A 17096-nucleotide genomic window follows, 5' to 3' on the forward strand; every position below is an offset into this window, starting at 1 on the left:
GCTCTTAGCCTTCGTTCCACGGAGACAGATAAGACAACACAAGTGACGCGAATGCGGCGCTCCCGTGGAAAGCGTCCAACTGAAACGGAAATCCGCGGTATTTATTTAATTCTTTTAAGTACTATGAAGACTGGTTTCGCAGGAGGAAAATCCATATACTTTCTTAATCTTTAAGAAACGTGCAAGCGCCTATGTCTGGACAGTTACTTAGTAGAAATACATATACTTTCCTATCTTTTAAAGCAAAAGAGGATGTCCCATTTATATTGGTGACATCCTCTTTATTAATCTGCATTTTCATCATAATAATGTGTAGTAATGGATGAAGAAAAGATGGAAATAAACTGTTTCGCTATTTCTTCATCTGCTTTATATAAAATTATTTCTGAACCATAATGACTCACTTCTAATCGTTCGTCCCCATTTACATTAAAAAACATCGTGAACCATTTTAATCCACCGTTAGGATCTACGGAATGATTTCTAAGGAATACACGATTTTCCTCGTTCAAATTAATGTAAAAAATTTTTATGAGCCCTTCATTCGTAGTTGAAGCCGCTCTCGAACTTAATTCATTGATTGCATGCTCTTCTTCATTCCAACATTGGATAACAACTTCCTGAAATTCATTTGTATAGTTATCCAAAAGATTGGTCCAAAAGTTTACATCCGACGGAAATGAAGATTTTCCCTCTGTACTCATTGTTTCAATCTTAACAACTACATTACCCATCGACTAAACTCCTTTCTGCCTTTTCATCCAATTACATGCATCCTTCACTACTTGCCGATTCACTTTACTTGGAAAAAAGTGCGTATACCCTGGAAAATACCAAGCTTCCACTATTTTATTATTCCCTACTAGTGCTGTCTCTAAAACCTTTGCATGCTCAAAGGAAACATTTGTGTCTAATATTCCATGAATGATGAGGGTTGCTGCTTTTATATCCTGTGTATGAGCAAGAACATTTCGGTCTTCATACGCTTTCGTATTATTGGAAGGTGTACCGCCAATGACTCTTTTCATCATTCTTCGCATATCTGTTCGTTCTTCAAATGTTAAATATATATCCGAAACCCCTGCCCATGTTACGATGGATGTAATATCATTTCGTAAAATAGCTGTCCATAGAGCCATTATTCCCCCACGTGAAAAGGCAAATAAATGAACCTTTGCTTTAGAAAATTGCTTTAGTACATCAACTGCATAAACTGCATCCCATCGATCTTCTCCAGCAAATTCATCTTTGCCTTCCCCACCCCGATTTCCGCGGTAATAAGGCGCGAATACTATAAAACCCTCTGAAGCAATTTGCGCAATACGAGCTGGTCTTACCATGCCAATACTTTGCATACCACCTCGGCAGTATAAAATACCTTCATATGTACCTTTCTCTCTAGGCTCAGCAAGTAATCCCTTCACACGATATCCGCATGACCAATAAGTTATTTCCGTTAACTTAATATGAGGATTTGGCGATGGATAAATTCTCGTCTTCTCAACCGTTCCATTTTCCTTCAAGTGTAATCACCTTCTCTAAAATTGCTTTCATACCAGTATCCTTCATATGAAAACTTAAATTGTTACTATGTAAAAATTCATCCGTAGTTAACCATACTGCACCTTCTGTTTCAAAACTTGGACCCTCCACATTAATATGGCCAACATTTGCGATATATACCGCCTTACAAAATGGAGTTTCATCATACACAAGATACTCTGCAATCCACTCTACATTTTTTATTGCGACATTTGTCTCTTCTAATGTTTCGCGCATTATAGCTTCTATAGGCGATTCGTTTTCCTCCACTTTTCCACCAGGAAACTCAATGCCTCGTTTTGGATGCTTCGTTAATAACCACTTATTTTGATGCTTTGCCAGCACTAAAACATGCATAGGCTCTAATGGCAACGATCCTTTTTCAAAAGCTAATTCCACACGTATTCCGTGTAAATCTCGGAAAGATAACATGACCGATGTCTCCTTTTTTACCAATAAAATTATTCAAGATGATAAGAATTTATGAGGGAACAATTATATACCAATACACCAACATAATCCCAATATCCGCTAGACAATGACTAATAATTGGTGCAGTAATAGATTTCAGTTTATATCGAAAAATTGCCCACATAATCCCGGCAAGAAAAACAGGAACAACTGCCAATGCATTAAAAGGAAAACTGAAAGTCTCCATCACAACAATCAAGTGGTATAAACTATAGAAAATAGATGTAATCATAATCGCTGTCACATTCCCTATTTTGGGTAATAGACGACTATACATAAATTCACGCCAATAAAATTCTTCTAATATAGGATTAATAAGAGCTAATACTAGTACAAGCAAAATAACCTTTTTACCACTAAAATCCCACTCTTCTAGTAATTGCTGCAACTGGGGGATATCCAAAACAAAGGATTGAAAAATAAATACGAAGCTATAAATGGTGATCAAGCAAATCAATCCACTTACAGCACCAACGAGAAGCGACTTTTTGGATAAAGGAATTTGTATACGATTGCTGTTTCTGTTTTCCTTATTCCAATATACGATTATTAGTGGAATAAACAATAACCATCCATAAAAAAGGAAAAAGGTTATTAAAACATTATGTACTAAAGAAAGTCCAATAAATATCATAATAGTTGGTCCAATGAGTAAAATAATTTGTTTAAGCATATTTCCTCCCAATTCTTCGATTTATTTTCAATGGTAACATATGTATGAAAAAAAGACTTAGCAAGTAGCCAAGTCTCAACTATTCATAATTCCTTTTTCTCTTGTGCGAAATTCTCTTCAGATAATGTTTTTTGTTCTAATTTGTAATTTTCATTTCCTTCTTCTCTGTTTTGCGCTATATTTTGTTTTGATTTTTGTTGTGGTGACTGGTTTAATAGCGAACTGACATTACGATAAGATGAATCTGTCTCGTTGCCTTTACGATTAATTATTTTACTCAACGAATACTCTCCTACTTTCATTAAAATATGGAAGCTTTTCAATTAGTGATCTTGATTCTTCATTGCTGAATTCATGAATCAGTGCATATAGCTTTTTCAATTTTGTGTCGTATTCATCGTTTTCTTCATCTAAATGATAGTATCTTATTGGTATATGTGCCCTCCAAAAATTACTTGTTTCAGCACTACTTAATTGGTTAAAGAGCTTTTCAAATACAGGAATAATCTCTCTGTTTGCGTTTACCTCATATTCCCATGGTGATTCGTCTGGATAAATATACACTTTACGATGCACGATAGAAACGTACACTTTGTTTAAACTCATCTGCACACATCCTTTTTAAAGAGTATGCCACCAAAATTAAAAAACATGCACCACATGGGTACATGTTTTTCACGATTCTTCTAGACTTTAACCATCTTCCATTCGTACTTATGCTTGAACGTCCACAACTGATCCTTTATAAGGATGAGATGCAGATGCTTGAGGCATGTCCTCTAACATCCCAATTGCAGCTACCGTTCCCATATTCATCGCATTTTTAAGAACGCTCATTTGAACAGCTTGTTGTAGCTCCATTAACTGAGAAGACATAATAGAATTGATATCCATAGTCATACCTCCTTTTAAGCTTATTATCGGTTACTTTAGAAAAAGTTGTATGAGATTATTTGTTCGAGTCCCCTAAAAATGCATTGAGCATCCATTGGTGTTTTTCTGTTTTTTGATAAATAGCATTAAGAATGTCCTCTGTCATATCATCTTCGTCTTTTGCTGCTTCATCCATTCCTTTTTTTAAAGAAATCATTATTTTATCAAAATCTTTTACAACAGTTTCAACCATCTGGTCTGCTGTTTCTTTATTGCTCGCTTCTTCCACATCCGATAGCTCTAAATGCTCTTTTAAAGTGCCGACTGGACTAGCCCCTAGTGTTAAAATACGTTCAGCTAACTCATCCATGTTTAAGGTAGCTTCGTTGTACAATTCCTCAAACTTTGCATGTAATGTAAAAAAAGATGGCCCTTTTACATACCAATGATAATTGTGCAATTTTGCGTACATGACTGACCATGAAGCTACCTGCTTGTTTAGTTCTTTATTTAATTCTGCTGACATCAATTTGTCACTCTCCTCAAAAGATTAGTTGTTATTACTTTTCATATACCACTTATTTTCATACAATAAACGTAAGCGAAAACTCAATGAAAGAAGCTGAATAACGTATGAAATATATAATCTTATGGATATTTAAATTCTATCAAAAAATAATTTCCCCTTTAACACCGCCTAGTTGCCGTTTCTATCCAACTTGTTCGCATTACGGTGTAGAGGCAGTGCAAAAGCACGGTGCAATAAAAGGTGGATACTTAACAATAAGAAGAATATCTAAATGCCACCCTTTTCATGAAGGTGGACTTGACCCTGTTCCAGAAGAATGGCCTTTGAAGAAAAAATAGCTTCAAAGGTTTTTTTCTTGCTTTTTTTTATAATGTCTTGTAAGCTTAAAAAGTTAAAAAAATTCAAAACGTAATCATTACTATTTAGGAGATGGCAAGATGAAAAGAACACTTTTACTAGCTTTAGTAATTATACTTGCATTATTTACAGCCGCTTGTGGAGATAAAGAAACCATAAATGTAGATAAACAAAAAAAAGACAATAAAATACAAATTTATACGACTGTATATCCGCTACAATACTTTGCAGAACGAATTGGTGGCGACGCGGTACATGTATCCTCTATATATCCTGCGGGCTCAAACGAACACACATTTGAACCAACTCAAAGAGATATGATGAATCTCGCAGATGCTGACCTGTTTTTCTACATAGGACTAGGTTTAGAAGGTTTCGTTGAAAATGCGAAAAAAACATTAGAAAATGAACATGTGAAAATGGTTGCAACAGTTGATGCAGTTCCAAAAGACCAGTTAGAAGCTAACACACATGAGCATGAAGATGAAGGCGAAGAAGAGCACGACCATGGTAAAATAGATCCCCATGTGTGGATTTCTCCACAAATTAGTCAAAGTTTAGCTTTATCTATCAAAGATTCGCTTGTGAAAGCTGCTCCTGAACAAAAAGAGCAATTTGAAACAAATTATAATGAGTTAATTGCTCAATTAAAACAATTAGATGCAAGCTACAAAGAAATGGCACAAAATGCTCCTAATAAAACATTTTTTGTTTCCCATGCAGCCTTTGGTTATTTAGCACATGCGTATGACTTAGAGCAAATCGCAGTTTCTGGTCTTAATTCGCAAGATGAACCTTCACAAAAAGAGCTAACGAAGATCATTGATTTAGCAAAAGAAAAAGATATTAAATACATTTTGTTTGAACAAAACGTTTCTTCCAAACTAACGGAAGTCATTCAAAAAGAAGTCGGTGCTAAAAGCTTAGTATTACACAATTTAGGCGTTCTATCCAAAAACGATGTTGAATATAATGAAACTTATTTTACATTAATGAACAAAAATTTAGAAACATTAAAAACTGCACTGAATTGAATAAGAAAACGCCACTTTTAACTTTAAAAGGTGGCGTATTTCAATTAATATCTAATTTGTATCATTTGGTCGCTTACATATTTGAATTGGTTGCTCTCAGTACGAAATTAGTTGCTTTCAAATCCATTTGGTTGCTTTGACGCATTGTTTGGTCTCCCTTAGGATTTATTTCATTTCTTGCACATATTTAAATAACTCTCTGCGCATTAGCTTATTCGATGCATTTCTTGGCAGTTGCTCCATAAAGTAATAGATAACTGGTTGTTTATAAGAAGCCATTTCCGTTTTCATAAATGCTTTTAACGCTTCTTCACTTACTTCTTCCTTTAACACAATAAATGCGACAGGAACTTGTCCCCATTTGTCGTCTTGCTTTCCAACAACACCCGCTTCTTTCACCGCTGAGTGCTTGACTAATGCTTGTTCTACTTCTGCAGGATAGATATTTTCACCACCGGAAATGATTAAATCAGAACGGCGATCTACTACAAATAAATACCCTTCTTCATCGATATATCCCATATCCCCCGTGTGGAGCCAACCGTCTACTAAAGGATTTTTCAACTCAGCTGCACCTACATACCCCATTGTCACATGTGGACCCTTAATACAAATCTCACCTATTTTCTCTGCTCCATTAATCCGAACGTCTGCAAAGAAAAGGGGTTTACCCGCAGAGCCTAATTTTCGAATAGCATCTTCGCTCGATAAGGTCGTTGTCTGAGAAGCAGTTTCTGTCATTCCATATGTTTGTAGCACAGGAATATTTCGTTGAATTGCTCTTTCTAAATAATTTAACGGAACTGGTCCCCCACCTACTAGCATTGATTGAAACGTATTTGGAAAGGATATATTTCTTTCTTCTAGAACCGAAATCATTCTTTCTAGTGTAACTGCAACGACAGACATTCTAGTAACTGTTCCACTCATTATTTCTTCCACTGCTTTTTCCGCATCAAACTTTGTATGAAGATTCACTGTCATCCCATACAAAACAGAACGCATTAATATGGAAAAACCACTAATATGAAACAACGGAACTGTACATAACCAGCAATCATTTGGTTGAACTCCTAAGTTAAGTGCAGAGCCAGTTGCATTCATCACATGATTTTCGAGTGATTGCCGAACCCCTTTTGGATGTCCGGTCGTTCCGGATGTATACATAATCGTGATGGTTCGATTTTTTGGCCACTCTTTTTCTACTTCGAATGTAGTTCTTTCCACCAAGTTGAGCAATTCAAATGAAAGCCTATTAGGAAAAGTTAAACTTCTTTTTTCCACACTATCGACTAATAAATAATCGGCATTGCTGTCCAGTAATTGATAACGCAACTCTTCCTCAGTTAAACGCTCATTTAACATAACTAACTCACAACCAAGCTGTATGCACCCGTGTATCGCAATGACTAATTGTGCATCAGATGAAGCTAAAATGGCAATTCTCATTCCAAATTTTATACCTTTTGTATATAGTTTTTCTGCAAATTCATCGACTTCATCAGACAGTTGTTCAAATGTCCATGCTTTCTCGTTAAACCTTAAAGCAATTCGATTTGGTGTTAGACTTACACGTTTTACTAATAAATTCGGATACAAAGTATTCGTCTCCTTTAGATAAAAAAGCCGCCCTATAAAAGGACAGCTTTCTCAAAATTCATTGATGCAATAATCACGGAAAACGTGGGAATTGGCCGAAATCAGGCTTACGTTTTTCTTTGAATGAATCGCGACCTTCTTTTGCTTCATCTGTTGTGTAATATAGAAGTGTTGCGTCTCCAGCCAATTGTTGAAGACCTGCTAAACCATCCGTATCTGCGTTCATAGCAGCTTTTAAGAAACGAAGTGCAGTTGGGCTCATTTCAAGCATTTCTTCACACCACTGTACCGTTTCGTCCTCTAATTGTGCATAAGGAACTACCGTATTGACTAAGCCCATATCAAGCGCTTGTTGAGAGTCGTATTGACGGCATAAATACCAAATTTCTCGCGCTTTTTTATGTCCGATAATACGCGCCAAATAACCTGAACCATATCCAGCATCAAACGAACCAACTCTAGGACCTGTTTGACCAAATTTCGCGTTGTCTGCAGCAATTGTCAAGTCACAAACAACGTGAAGTACATGTCCCCCACCGATTGCATAACCGGCTACCATCGCTACAACTGGTTTTGGAATTACACGAATTAATCGTTGTAAATCTAGTACATTTAAACGAGGAATTTCATCTTCTCCAACGTATCCACCATGTCCACGTACTTTTTGGTCTCCACCAGAACAGAATGCATGCTCCCCTTCACCAGTCAAGATGATGGTACCTACATTTTTGTCATCACGCGCGCGTGAAAATGCATCAATCATTTCCATTACTGTTTTTGGGCGAAATGCATTTCGTACTTCCGGACGGTTAATCGTCACTTTTGCAATCCCATTATAAAACTCATACTTAATATCTTCATATGTATGTAAGGTTGTCCATTCACGAGTCATCCTTATTCCTCCTTTAAAATAATATCCTTTACTATTGTAGCAAACAATTCGGGATTTTCCACATGAATTGCATGTCCCGCATTACTAACATGCACGTGCTTACCATCTGGAAGAAGTTTTTTCATTTCCAAAGCAATCTCATAAAATTTTCGATCTAACTCACCAGTAACTAAAGTAGTGGCAACTTTCATAACTTCTAGATTACCCCAGTAAGAAGGTTGTATTCCTGTACTAAACCCTTTCAAGCTGTTAGATAGTCCCACTTCGGATCCTGCAAGTCTTTCCAACCGAATAGCCTGCTGTTTTTCGATTGATAAGCTTTTTTGCGAATGAAATAAAGGTATGTCTTCCCAAAAATCGACGAAGGCAGAAATTCCTTCCTTTACTATTCTTTCTGCAAGCAATTCATCCGCCTGTTTTCTTTCTACACGAGCTTCTTCATTTGCTAAGCCAGGAGAACTACTCTCAAGAATTAACTTGTCTATGGGATATTTAGAAGCGTAAGCAAGTGCCAATCGCCCCCCCATAGAATAACCGACGAGCGTAAAATGACTCCATCCCAATAATTGAAATAACTTATGCATGTCTTCTATTTGTTCTTCGACATAATAGTGAGTAAAATCGGTTGGCTTAGATGTATGCCCATGACCAATTAAATCTATTGTTAGTATCTCCACTGAGGATGGAAGAAATGTGATTACCTCGTCCCAAGTAGTACTGGAGCCAGTAAACCCATGAAGGAATACAACTTTTTCTTCTGCTCCAATATTATATCTCTTTACATGCATAGTTATATTACGAACTTTTACATTTAAACTTTCCAAATCAAGTCTAGCTCCTCTGAAATCGCTGTCCATAATTTTCGATGTGTTTCCGTATTCACTTGCCGATTCGTAAACACTTCAATAATACGAACATCTTTCATCTTCTGCTGATTCAATACACGAACGAATTGTTCTTTTGAATGAACTGTATCATATTGTGCATCGTACATAGCAGCTATATGTGAAAATTCTAAGCCCGTAGGTGTTCCAAATAGGTGCTCAAAGTAAGTTGTTTCACTCGATTGAGGTAAATAAGAAAAAATACCGCCACCATCATTGTTCATAATGACAATCGTTAAATCGGTTTGCTGAAATCTACTTACAATCAAACCATTTACATCATGTAAGAATGCTAAATCCCCAATGAGTAAATAACCAGGACGTTTAGTTGCTGCTTGAACACCAAGTGCAGTAGAAACAACACCGTCTATACCGTTCGTTCCTCTGTTGGCATATATTTGGATATCCTTCGTAGTTTTATTGTAAAATGTATCTACATCACGAATCGGCATACTACTACTTGCAAATAAATCCACACCATTTGATAGTGTTTCAAATAAAGTAGCTGCGAGTGCGCCTTCGTCCTCTTCCACTTCCATATAAGCTTGAACATGTTTTGTAGCGATATCGTTCGCTTTTGTCCAATTTTCTAAATAGCTGGATGATTGTTTTTCTTCGATTGGAATCCATAAAGAAGTAGCACCAACTTGAATATGGTGGGTAACGATATGCAAAGAGTCACGGAAAATAGGACTTTCATCTACAGCGATAAAAACGGTCGGTTTACATGCTTTTAAAAATTGTGTGAGCGGTTTAGAAACAGGTTGTGCACCAAAACGAACGACAACATCTGGAACAACAAAGTCTTTAAATGCATTTTCTTTTAAAATCGCATCATACTGATCAATACATAAAGGCAAACAATCTTCTGGAACTGAACAACGTAAATTAGACAAAGGATCTGCTAATATCGGCCATTGAACCTCTCTTGCAAACTCCCAAAAACCCGCCGTTGTTGGAAGTGAATCACCAACAATGATTAACCCTTTCTCATTCGTTTGCAATAAATCCTTGTACCAGCCAATAAACTCCACACTAGGCACAAGTTGCCCCATTTCCGTCTGACTTACCTGCACTACAGGATGTTGCTGCTCCATATTAATCAGAAGAGGCTCACGGAATGGTACATTAATATGAACCGGTCCCATAGGCAAGGCTTTTGCTGTCGTAATGGCACGATGAATATGACGTTCGATAAAAGGTAAACTTTCATCATTATCCTCTGGGATAGGAAAATCTACAGACCATTTCACATGCTTTCCAAACAAATGGACTTGATCAATCGCTTGAGGTGCGCCAACTTCCCGTAGTTCATGCGGACGATCTGCTGTAATAACAAGTAATGGAACACGGGCATAATAAGCCTCTACAATAGCAGGGAAGAAATTCGCTGCAGCTGTCCCTGATGTACATAGTAAAACAACTGGCAATTTTTTTGCTTTCGCGATTCCTAATGCAAAGAATGCCGCTGATCGCTCATCGATTTGACGATAAAAATGAAATCCTTCACTTTTTGCAAAAGCATACGCAAGTGGTGTTGATCTTGATCCAGGGCAGATGACGACATCTTCCACACCAGCTTGCTTTACTGTTTCAACGAATTGATTGACATATGACGTCAAATAAGCGCTATTATTCATTCATATTCCCTCCAAGTGTCCGAAGCATTGGTCGAAACTTCACGCGTGTTTCTTCAAATTCTTCTAAAGAGGAGGACTCGGCAACGATTCCACCGCCCGCATATAAATAAGCATGTTCATTTTCCAATAAAGCAGAGCGAATTCCAACCGCAAATTCTCCATCGCCCTCTGTATCTATCCAACCTATAGGTGCTGCATAATACCCACGATTCATTTGCTCGGATTCTCTAATGATGGCAACCGCTTCTTCTCTTGGCTCACCACCCATTGCTGGAGTCGGATGTAAGGCTTCTACCAACTGAAAAAGTGATGCAGAATTTTTTAATTGACCTTGTATTGGCGTATGCAAATGCTGGATGTCTCTTATTTTAAGTAGTTTAGGTCTAGAGGGAACTTTCACTTCATCACAATATTGCTCAAAGACTTTATTAATCATATCCACGACGTATTTATGCTCTGCTAAATTTTTCGGATCAGCTAATAAACTTTCACCAAGTTGTCTATCCTCAATTGACGTTTCACCGCGTTTAATAGAACCTGCAATTCCTGCCGAGAGTGCCTCTCCATGCTCAACCTTTACTAAGCGTTCAGGTGTGGCACCAAAAAATAATTTATCGTCTCTCTCTAATCCAAATAAATAGCTTTCAGGTTGCTCTATGGAAGTATTATAAAGAACACTTGCAGAAGAAAAAACATCATCAAATGTAAGTTTTAAAGAACGTCCTATTACGACTTTTTTGACTTCATTTTCCTGAATTCTTTTCGTAACATCTTCTACTGCTTGTAAATATTTTTCTTTTAATCGATCTTCTCTTTCAACTAATTTAGACTTAGCATGATTTTTTAATTCTTTTACTTGAGACGTGTGTATTAACGCATCTCTTTCGATTCGAAGTTGTTCAAACGTATCCATACTATTTTCTTCATCCGTTATTAAATGAATACTGACAAACGCTTGTTCATTTCGAATAACTAATTGAAAAGTAGATAATGTAAAAAATGCAGAAGGGAATGTATCCCACTCTGAAGAGATTCTATTGAATGGATCAAAGGAAAACCCACCAAAAAGAATCGGTGATACATCCGCTTTTTCCTTTAAAGATAACTGACATAACTCTTTCCATTTTGAAGCAATATCCTGATATCTATTCTCTTCAAGCTCATTGGCAATTGTATGAGCATGTCCTAATCCAACTAATGTAAAAGTCTTCTCTTTATTTTGCCAGAAAAACCGTTTACCTTTATAGTTTTCATCTCCTGCCGCAAAAAAAGCATGAGCGGATAATCTCGATACCTCTATTGTTTCCGTATAAAAACGTAATGTTGACTTCTTTTGGCCGGTGGTGTTCGGCATATATATTACCTCCGTATAAATAACCTTTAAAATAAATAATGTATCTTATCTCTAAAATACTCTACCTTTAATCATACATCTTTCTGCGATTTTCGGCACACATTTAGGAGCGAAACTATGCTAAAATTGATATTGATTCTTTTAAAGGAGAGAAAAAACCTATGTCACATGAACTAAAAGCCGATACAGGCTGGCGTGTTTGGTGGAAATTAACAAGACCACATACATTGACTGCTTCATTTGCTCCAGTATTTTTAGGAACAATGATTGCTCTTTATTATGCAAATATTAACTGGCCACTATTTTTGGCTATGTTATTTGCTTGTCTTCTTATTCAAGCTGCAACGAATATGTTCAACGAGTATTATGATTTTGCCCGAGGACTTGATCATGAAGAATCGGTAGGAATTGGTGGTGCAATTGTTCGCAATGGTGTCAAGCCAAAAACAGTTATGCAATTAGCATTACTACTTTATGCAATTGCTGCATTTCTAGGAATCTATATATGCTACGAAAGTTCTTGGTTGTTATTAATTGTGGGGGCACTCTCTATGGCTGTAGGATACTTCTATACTGGCGGGCCATATCCTATTGCATATACACCATTTGGGGAATTGTTTAGCGGATTTTTTATGGGTATGTTAATTGTTTTAATAGCTACTTACATTCAAGTTGGTACTGTACCCAACTTCGCAATTTTACTTTCTGTTCCAAGTGCTCTACTTGTAGCAGGGATTATGCTTTCTAATAATACGAGAGATCTTGTAGAGGACAAAGCAGGCGGTAGAAAAACAATGGCAATACTAGTCGGTAGAAAAAACGCCATCTCTATTTTAGCAGCTTACTTTATCATCTCCTACTTATGGATTGTTGCTTTGGTAATTATGCAAGTTGTTACCCCTTGGACACTTTTAGTATTACTAAGTATTAAAAAACCAATTCATGCGATCAAATTATTTAGAGAAAAAGAAAACGCAATCGAAGTAGCACCGGCAATGAAGGATACAGCACTCACAAACACAATATTTGTTTTTCTTCTTGGCATTGGGTTACTTTTAGGTTATTACATTTAAATAGAACATAAAACAGCTAGGAAGTTATTCCTAGCTGTTTTTTATATACTCGTTTCTTATCTTTTAGTTAAAACGCTCTTTAAGTGCATCTTGACTTCATCTTTTCCAGAATGCTTTGGACGAAACATCAACTAAACTATTAACGAAGATTCTCTCTTTTCGGTAATCCTGTGGCGGATGTTTGTCCGTCGCCATCTTGAAATACGTAAAGACATAATGCATTTGGTTTGGATAACGAGAGATTAGATACTTTCTACTCCATTAAAAGCGGATGAAGTTTCAATTTCGGGCACAAAGCGTTTTTTTATTACGCGCAATATAGAACGGATTTTTTATATAGTACGCACTAAAGAGGCTCTATTATGTGAGCGCTAGGATTTTCGCTACAGGGCGGACGCTTTCCGCCGGGTGAGCGATGAGCCATCGCCGACGCTACGCGTTCGCCTGCGATTGCTCATCTGTCTCACTCATCCGGCTGGAGTCGCCGCCCTTTTGCTACAATCAACGTAGCTTGTTTGCTATTCTGTGTGTGCCGTCGCGAAAAGCTCAAAAAGGGACTCGTTACCATTGGATATCTACTTTCTATCATAAGACGATGCCACTTTTTGCTACTTGCAAGATAACTATCATTATGTGCAATTTAAGTAGTGGACATTTTATAAGTGTTATCCCATGCCAAGTAAAAGCTATATTAAGGGACCGCGGTCATATTCAAAGCATATTTTTTAGCTTATTCACTTATCGGTTTTTATTTTATAGAATACTACATAATGTGGATTTAGTGCGGCGGTAAATTGCATTTGCGACGAGCTTGCACAGGAGCATGAGACTCCTGCGGGAATAGCGTTAGCTGAAGAGACCCCCCGCCTGAAGCGCTTAAATAGGAAGGAACGCTAATGACGCCTCCTCCTGAGGCAACGCCCGCGGAAAGCGAATACGAGAGCGCTAAATCCCGGTGTTTACTATATTAATTACTTGGTACTCACTATATAAACAATGTGTTCTTTGCCCGCTTTAATAAGAGGGATGCTATTTTATATAGATGCTGCATAGATAAAATTAAGCGGTAATTTACTGGTCATTTTTGGCTAATCAACAAACCTTATATACTTTCTTAACCTTTTGGAAAAACGAAAGTGTTCTTAAGTGCACCTAGTTATCACCAATTCCGAGTGCTTTGGACGAAACATCAGCTACACTATTAACGAGGGAATCTTTGTGGATGGAGAAGTGATTGCGTCACTTCTCCATCCACTTTTTTCGGTAATATCGTGGCGGGTGTTTGTCCGTCGCCCTCTTGAATTAGGTAGTGACATGTTGAATTAGGTTTGGTTAAGGAGAGAATAAATCCTTTCCTATTCTTTTAAAAGCGGACGAAGATGCAATTTCGTCCGCTCAGCGCTTCTTTATCAATAGATACTAACTATTTTTCTCTAGTCAAACACCAACTGATTCATGTATCTGTGGACGGTAAAAATAAAAAACAATCAAGATCAAGATCAAGCCCTTGTAAGATTAGAAGCACAATTTATCAACACTAATCTAAGTCTCTCTACATCTAGAACTTACCTTTCATCTACTTTTTTATCTTTTATGAAAACTATTTCTTCGACGAGACTCCGCACGAAGCGCTTAATAGGAAGGAAGGCTAAGGACGTCTCTTCTTGAGTAAACGCCTTCATGACCAATATCGTGTTGGCTCGAGGCTTGTGGTTCTCCCCTCGAAAAGCGAATGCTAGAGCGCTAAGTCCGGGTAAGAATTTATCTATTAGGAGATTCTACGTAAGTGACTCGCCATCCAATTCATTTTGAATGGATTCCTATTATCCAAAATTCATATACTTTTTAATTTCTAGAAATAGAAAAAGAGTAATCATGTAAATGATTACTCTTTTTCTTTAAAATTATGACCCCTACGGGATTCGAACCCGTGTTACCGCCGTGAAAGGGCGGTGTCTTAACCGCTTGACCAAGGGGCCTATATATGGCGGAGAAGGAGGGATTTGAACCCTCGCGCCGGTTACCCGACCTACACCCTTAGCAGGGGCGCCTCTTCAGCCACTTGAGTACTTCCCCATATATATGGCTCCGAAGGTAGGACTCGAACCTACGACCAATCGATTAACAGTCGATTGCTCTACCACTGAGCTACTTCGGAATAATGGTGGGCCTAAATGGACTCGAACCATCGACCTCACGCTTATCAGGCGTGCGCTCTAACCAGCTGAGCTATAGGCCCATTATTGGAGCGGGTGAAGAGAATCGAACTCTCATCATCAGCTTGGAAGGCTGAGGTTTTACCACTAAACTACACCCGCATTATGGTGGCTCAGGACGGAATCGAACCGCCGACACAAGGATTTTCAGTCCTTTGCTCTACCGACTGAGCTACTGAGCCTCTTTGATTTATGCTAAGCTACGCATCTCTTCGTCAGCTGCACTCGTTCAATCAGTCACGTACTTGAGTACATTCCATCTTTCACTCGATTGCTCTCTTGATTTGCTTGCTTATCCTAAATCTCAAATAAATATGTACTGTTTTATATCTACTAAAACTTATAAATAAATGGCGGTCCCGACCGGGATCGAACCGGCGATCTCCTGCGTGACAGGCAGGCATGTTAACCGCTACACCACGGGACCATTTGGTTGCGGGGACAGGATTTGAACCTGCGACCTTCGGGTTATGAGCCCGACGAGCTACCACTGCTCCACCCCGCGATAATAATATACTTGTTAATATTAACTTATCTTATATAGAATGATAATTCTTATTTCCAACAACAATGTATTAAAAATGGAGGAGGAAGAGGGATTCGAACCCCCGCGCGGTATGACCCGCCTGTCGGTTTTCAAGACCGATCCCTTCAGCCAGACTTGGGTATTCCTCCGAAATATTGTTGGTGGACCTTGCAGGACTCGAACCTGCGACCGGACGGTTATGAGCCGTCTGCTCTAACCAACTGAGCTAAAGGTCCTTAAGATGGCGGCAGAGGGAGTCGAACCCACGACCTTTCGGGTATGAACCGAATGCTCTAGCCAGCTGAGCTACGCCGCCAAGATCTTTAAGTGTTTCAAAATTAAAATGGTGGAGCCTAGCGGGATCGAACCGCTGACCTCCTGCGTGCAAGGCAGGCGCTCTCCCAGCTGAGCTAAGGCCCCAAAATAATAACTGGTCGGGAAGACAGGATTCGAACCTGCGACCCCTTGGTCCCAAACCAAGTGCTCTACCAAGCTGAGCTACTTCCCGTCATAAATGGTGCGCTCGGCAGGACTTGAACCTGCAACCTCTTGATTCGTAGTCAAGTGCTCTATCCAATTGAGCTACGAGCGCATATTTCTTTAATAAAAGTGGTGCCGAGGACCGGAATCGAACCGGTACGGTAGTCACCTACCGCAGGATTTTAAGTCCTGTGCGTCTGCCAGTTCCGCCACCCCGGCACTTAAGTGAATCTTTGGAGCGGAAGACGAGGTTCGAACTCGCGACCCCCACCTTGGCAAGGTGGTGTTCTACCACTGAACTACTTCCGCTCGGTTATGAAATTAATGGTGCGGGTGAAGGGAGTCGAACCCCCACGCCTTGCGGCGCTAGATCCTAAGTCTAGTGCGTCTGCCAGTTCCGCCACACCCGCATGCATAATTCACTTTAAAAGTGATGAGCCATGTAGGATTCGAACCTACGACCCTCTGATTAAAAGTCAGATGCTCTACCAACTGAGCTAATGGCTCGGAAAATGGTGCCGGAGAAAGGACTTGAACCCTCAACCTACTGATTACAAGTCAGTTGCTCTACCAGTTGAGCTACTCCGGCAATTGAAGAAAAATGGTGGAGGATGACGGGCTCGAACCGCCGACCCTCTGCTTGTAAGGCAGATGCTCTCCCAGCTGAGCTAATCCTCCTGGGTAATATTACAATAAGTAGAGAATTTTTTCATCAACTTCATTTGTTCTAAAAGTCAATTACTTTAATTTCCTTACTACTTTTTATGTATTTATTGCAAGCCCAGCGACGTCCTACTCTCACAGGGGGAAACCCCCAACTACCATCGGCGCTGAAGAGCTTAACTTCCGTGTTCGGTATGGGAACGGGTGTGACCTCTTCGCCATCATCACTAGACTTGAATAATTATTGAAAGACAAGTTTTATTATAACAACTCTGTGTAAAATTACAAGA

Annotated in this window: 16 protein-coding genes, 20 tRNA genes and 1 rRNA gene; 3 read left to right on the top strand and 34 right to left on the bottom strand. The window is 38.6% G+C overall.

Features of this window, described 5'->3' with window-relative positions:
- Positions 1 to 284: 284 nt before the first annotated feature.
- From PB01_RS13365 to PB01_RS13400, 8 genes are all read right to left on the bottom strand, one after another.
- Entirely contained in the window at positions 285 to 734 is a 450-nt protein-coding gene (locus PB01_RS13365) for a hypothetical protein (protein ID WP_151700671.1), read from the bottom strand.
- Between the two features lie 3 nt (positions 735 to 737).
- The gene (locus tag PB01_RS13370; RefSeq protein WP_151700672.1) at positions 738 to 1523 is read right to left on the bottom strand and encodes an alpha/beta hydrolase family protein; all 786 of its coding nucleotides are present in this window, start codon (positions 1521 to 1523) and stop codon (positions 738 to 740) included.
- A complete protein-coding gene (locus PB01_RS13375; protein WP_151700673.1) occupies positions 1501 to 1974 on the bottom strand; it encodes an NUDIX domain-containing protein in 474 nt (157 codons plus the stop codon). The genes PB01_RS13370 and PB01_RS13375 overlap by 23 nt, the downstream gene beginning before the upstream one ends.
- Positions 1975 to 2023: 49 nt before the next feature.
- Positions 2024 to 2686 (bottom strand): CPBP family intramembrane glutamic endopeptidase, encoded by a 663-nt coding sequence (locus tag PB01_RS13380; protein ID WP_151700674.1) that lies wholly within the window; start codon positions 2684 to 2686, stop codon positions 2024 to 2026.
- Positions 2687 to 2769: 83 nt separating this feature from the next.
- Positions 2770 to 2967, bottom strand: coding sequence for a hypothetical protein (locus tag PB01_RS13385; protein ID WP_151700675.1), 198 nt, complete (start codon positions 2965 to 2967; stop codon positions 2770 to 2772).
- Positions 2960 to 3292 carry a transposase gene (locus PB01_RS13390; protein WP_151700676.1) on the bottom strand — a complete coding sequence of 111 codons (333 nt, stop codon included), beginning with the start codon at positions 3290 to 3292 and terminating at the stop codon, positions 2960 to 2962. Before PB01_RS13390 ends, PB01_RS13385 begins: the two co-directional genes overlap by 8 nt.
- A 108-nt stretch (positions 3293 to 3400) precedes the next feature.
- Positions 3401 to 3580: a YjfB family protein gene (locus PB01_RS13395; RefSeq protein ID WP_151700677.1), complete on the bottom strand. Its 180-nt coding sequence runs from the start codon at positions 3578 to 3580 to the stop codon at positions 3401 to 3403.
- Between the two features lie 55 nt (positions 3581 to 3635).
- Positions 3636 to 4085: a Dps family protein gene (locus PB01_RS13400; RefSeq protein WP_151700678.1), complete on the bottom strand. Its 450-nt coding sequence runs from the start codon at positions 4083 to 4085 to the stop codon at positions 3636 to 3638.
- 107 nt (positions 4086 to 4192) lie between these two features.
- On the opposite strand from PB01_RS13400, the gene yidD reads away from it, so the two are divergent.
- Together yidD and PB01_RS13410 are read left to right on the top strand one after the other, a co-directional pair.
- On the top strand, positions 4193 to 4426 hold the full coding sequence (gene yidD / locus PB01_RS13405; RefSeq protein WP_151700679.1) for a membrane protein insertion efficiency factor YidD: 234 nt from the start codon (positions 4193 to 4195) through the stop codon (positions 4424 to 4426).
- A gap of 99 nt (positions 4427 to 4525) precedes the next feature.
- Positions 4526 to 5479 carry a metal ABC transporter solute-binding protein, Zn/Mn family gene (locus PB01_RS13410; RefSeq protein WP_151700680.1) on the top strand — a complete coding sequence of 318 codons (954 nt, stop codon included), beginning with the start codon at positions 4526 to 4528 and terminating at the stop codon, positions 5477 to 5479.
- 165 nt (positions 5480 to 5644) lie between these two features.
- Here PB01_RS13410 and PB01_RS13415 read toward each other — a convergent pair whose 3' ends face one another.
- From PB01_RS13415 to PB01_RS13435, 5 genes are all read right to left on the bottom strand, one after another.
- The gene (locus tag PB01_RS13415; RefSeq protein ID WP_151700681.1) at positions 5645 to 7078 is read right to left on the bottom strand and encodes an o-succinylbenzoate--CoA ligase; all 1434 of its coding nucleotides are present in this window, start codon (positions 7076 to 7078) and stop codon (positions 5645 to 5647) included.
- A gap of 73 nt (positions 7079 to 7151) precedes the next feature.
- Positions 7152 to 7970, bottom strand: a complete 819-nt coding sequence (gene menB / locus PB01_RS13420) for a 1,4-dihydroxy-2-naphthoyl-CoA synthase (RefSeq protein ID WP_151700682.1) — start codon at positions 7968 to 7970, stop codon at positions 7152 to 7154.
- 2 nt (positions 7971 to 7972) lie between these two features.
- A complete protein-coding gene (gene menH, locus PB01_RS13425) occupies positions 7973 to 8794 on the bottom strand; it encodes a 2-succinyl-6-hydroxy-2,4-cyclohexadiene-1-carboxylate synthase (RefSeq protein WP_225986034.1) in 822 nt (273 codons plus the stop codon).
- A complete protein-coding gene (gene menD / locus PB01_RS13430; protein WP_151700683.1) occupies positions 8782 to 10494 on the bottom strand; it encodes a 2-succinyl-5-enolpyruvyl-6-hydroxy-3-cyclohexene-1-carboxylic-acid synthase in 1713 nt (570 codons plus the stop codon). The genes menH and menD overlap by 13 nt, the downstream gene beginning before the upstream one ends.
- A complete protein-coding gene (locus tag PB01_RS13435; protein WP_151700684.1) occupies positions 10487 to 11848 on the bottom strand; it encodes an isochorismate synthase in 1362 nt (453 codons plus the stop codon). The genes menD and PB01_RS13435 overlap by 8 nt, the downstream gene beginning before the upstream one ends.
- Before the next feature lie 161 nt (positions 11849 to 12009).
- On the opposite strand from PB01_RS13435, the gene PB01_RS13440 reads away from it, so the two are divergent.
- Positions 12010 to 12921 carry a 1,4-dihydroxy-2-naphthoate polyprenyltransferase gene (locus tag PB01_RS13440; RefSeq protein ID WP_151700685.1) on the top strand — a complete coding sequence of 304 codons (912 nt, stop codon included), beginning with the start codon at positions 12010 to 12012 and terminating at the stop codon, positions 12919 to 12921.
- 1907 nt (positions 12922 to 14828) lie between these two features.
- Here the strand turns inward: PB01_RS13440 and PB01_RS13445 are convergent.
- The 21 genes from PB01_RS13445 to rrf form a co-directional block, all read right to left on the bottom strand.
- Positions 14829 to 14900: transfer RNA gene (locus PB01_RS13445), tRNA-Glu, on the bottom strand.
- 6 nt (positions 14901 to 14906) lie between these two features.
- Positions 14907 to 14997, bottom strand: a tRNA-Ser gene (locus tag PB01_RS13450).
- 7 nt (positions 14998 to 15004) lie between these two features.
- A tRNA-Asn gene (locus PB01_RS13455) sits at positions 15005 to 15079 on the bottom strand.
- Between the two features lie 4 nt (positions 15080 to 15083).
- Positions 15084 to 15160, bottom strand: a tRNA-Ile gene (locus PB01_RS13460).
- Between the two features lie 5 nt (positions 15161 to 15165).
- Positions 15166 to 15239, bottom strand: a tRNA-Gly gene (locus tag PB01_RS13465).
- A gap of 4 nt (positions 15240 to 15243) precedes the next feature.
- Positions 15244 to 15319, bottom strand: a tRNA-Phe gene (locus PB01_RS13470).
- Between the two features lie 169 nt (positions 15320 to 15488).
- Positions 15489 to 15564: transfer RNA gene (locus tag PB01_RS13475), tRNA-Asp, on the bottom strand.
- 3 nt (positions 15565 to 15567) lie between these two features.
- Positions 15568 to 15642: transfer RNA gene (locus PB01_RS13480), tRNA-Met, on the bottom strand.
- A gap of 77 nt (positions 15643 to 15719) precedes the next feature.
- Positions 15720 to 15812, bottom strand: a tRNA-Ser gene (locus tag PB01_RS13485).
- A 10-nt stretch (positions 15813 to 15822) separates the two neighbouring features.
- Positions 15823 to 15899, bottom strand: a tRNA-Ile gene (locus tag PB01_RS13490).
- Between the two features lie 6 nt (positions 15900 to 15905).
- A tRNA-Met gene (locus PB01_RS13495) sits at positions 15906 to 15979 on the bottom strand.
- Between the two features lie 28 nt (positions 15980 to 16007).
- Positions 16008 to 16083 (bottom strand) — tRNA-Ala (locus PB01_RS13500).
- 11 nt (positions 16084 to 16094) lie between these two features.
- Positions 16095 to 16171, bottom strand: a tRNA-Pro gene (locus PB01_RS13505).
- Positions 16172 to 16178: 7 nt separating this feature from the next.
- Positions 16179 to 16255, bottom strand: a tRNA-Arg gene (locus PB01_RS13510).
- An 18-nt stretch (positions 16256 to 16273) separates the two neighbouring features.
- A tRNA-Leu gene (locus PB01_RS13515) sits at positions 16274 to 16362 on the bottom strand.
- 15 nt (positions 16363 to 16377) lie between these two features.
- Positions 16378 to 16452: transfer RNA gene (locus tag PB01_RS13520), tRNA-Gly, on the bottom strand.
- Positions 16453 to 16468: 16 nt separating this feature from the next.
- Positions 16469 to 16553: transfer RNA gene (locus PB01_RS13525), tRNA-Leu, on the bottom strand.
- Between the two features lie 24 nt (positions 16554 to 16577).
- Positions 16578 to 16650, bottom strand: a tRNA-Lys gene (locus tag PB01_RS13530).
- A gap of 6 nt (positions 16651 to 16656) precedes the next feature.
- Positions 16657 to 16732: transfer RNA gene (locus PB01_RS13535), tRNA-Thr, on the bottom strand.
- A 13-nt stretch (positions 16733 to 16745) separates the two neighbouring features.
- Positions 16746 to 16821: transfer RNA gene (locus PB01_RS13540), tRNA-Val, on the bottom strand.
- Positions 16822 to 16922: 101 nt separating this feature from the next.
- Positions 16923 to 17038: ribosomal RNA gene (gene rrf, locus PB01_RS13545) — 5S ribosomal RNA — on the bottom strand.
- Positions 17039 to 17096: the final 58 nt, after the last annotated feature.

Origin of the sequence: Psychrobacillus glaciei, assembly GCF_008973485.1 — a bacterium.
GTDB classification, from domain to species: domain Bacteria; phylum Bacillota; class Bacilli; order Bacillales_A; family Planococcaceae; genus Psychrobacillus; species Psychrobacillus glaciei.

Coding starts and splice junctions, on each gene's coding strand:
- PB01_RS13390 (WP_151700676.1), bottom strand. CDS start 3,292: ATGAGTTTAAACAAAGTGTACGTTTCTATCGTGCATCGTAAAGTGTAT.
- PB01_RS13400 (WP_151700678.1), bottom strand. CDS start 4,085: ATGTCAGCAGAATTAAATAAAGAACTAAACAAGCAGGTAGCTTCATGG.
- PB01_RS13395 (WP_151700677.1), bottom strand. CDS start 3,580: ATGGATATCAATTCTATTATGTCTTCTCAGTTAATGGAGCTACAACAA.
- PB01_RS13380 (WP_151700674.1), bottom strand. CDS start 2,686: ATGCTTAAACAAATTATTTTACTCATTGGACCAACTATTATGATATTT.
- yidD (WP_151700679.1), top strand. CDS start 4,193: ATGAAATATATAATCTTATGGATATTTAAATTCTATCAAAAAATAATT.
- PB01_RS13435 (WP_151700684.1), bottom strand. CDS start 11,848: ATGCCGAACACCACCGGCCAAAAGAAGTCAACATTACGTTTTTATACG.
- PB01_RS13375 (WP_151700673.1), bottom strand. CDS start 1,974: ATGTTATCTTTCCGAGATTTACACGGAATACGTGTGGAATTAGCTTTT.
- PB01_RS13365 (WP_151700671.1), bottom strand. CDS start 734: ATGGGTAATGTAGTTGTTAAGATTGAAACAATGAGTACAGAGGGAAAA.
- PB01_RS13410 (WP_151700680.1), top strand. CDS start 4,526: ATGAAAAGAACACTTTTACTAGCTTTAGTAATTATACTTGCATTATTT.
- menD (WP_151700683.1), bottom strand. CDS start 10,494: ATGAATAATAGCGCTTATTTGACGTCATATGTCAATCAATTCGTTGAA.
- PB01_RS13440 (WP_151700685.1), top strand. CDS start 12,010: ATGTCACATGAACTAAAAGCCGATACAGGCTGGCGTGTTTGGTGGAAA.
- menB (WP_151700682.1), bottom strand. CDS start 7,970: ATGACTCGTGAATGGACAACCTTACATACATATGAAGATATTAAGTAT.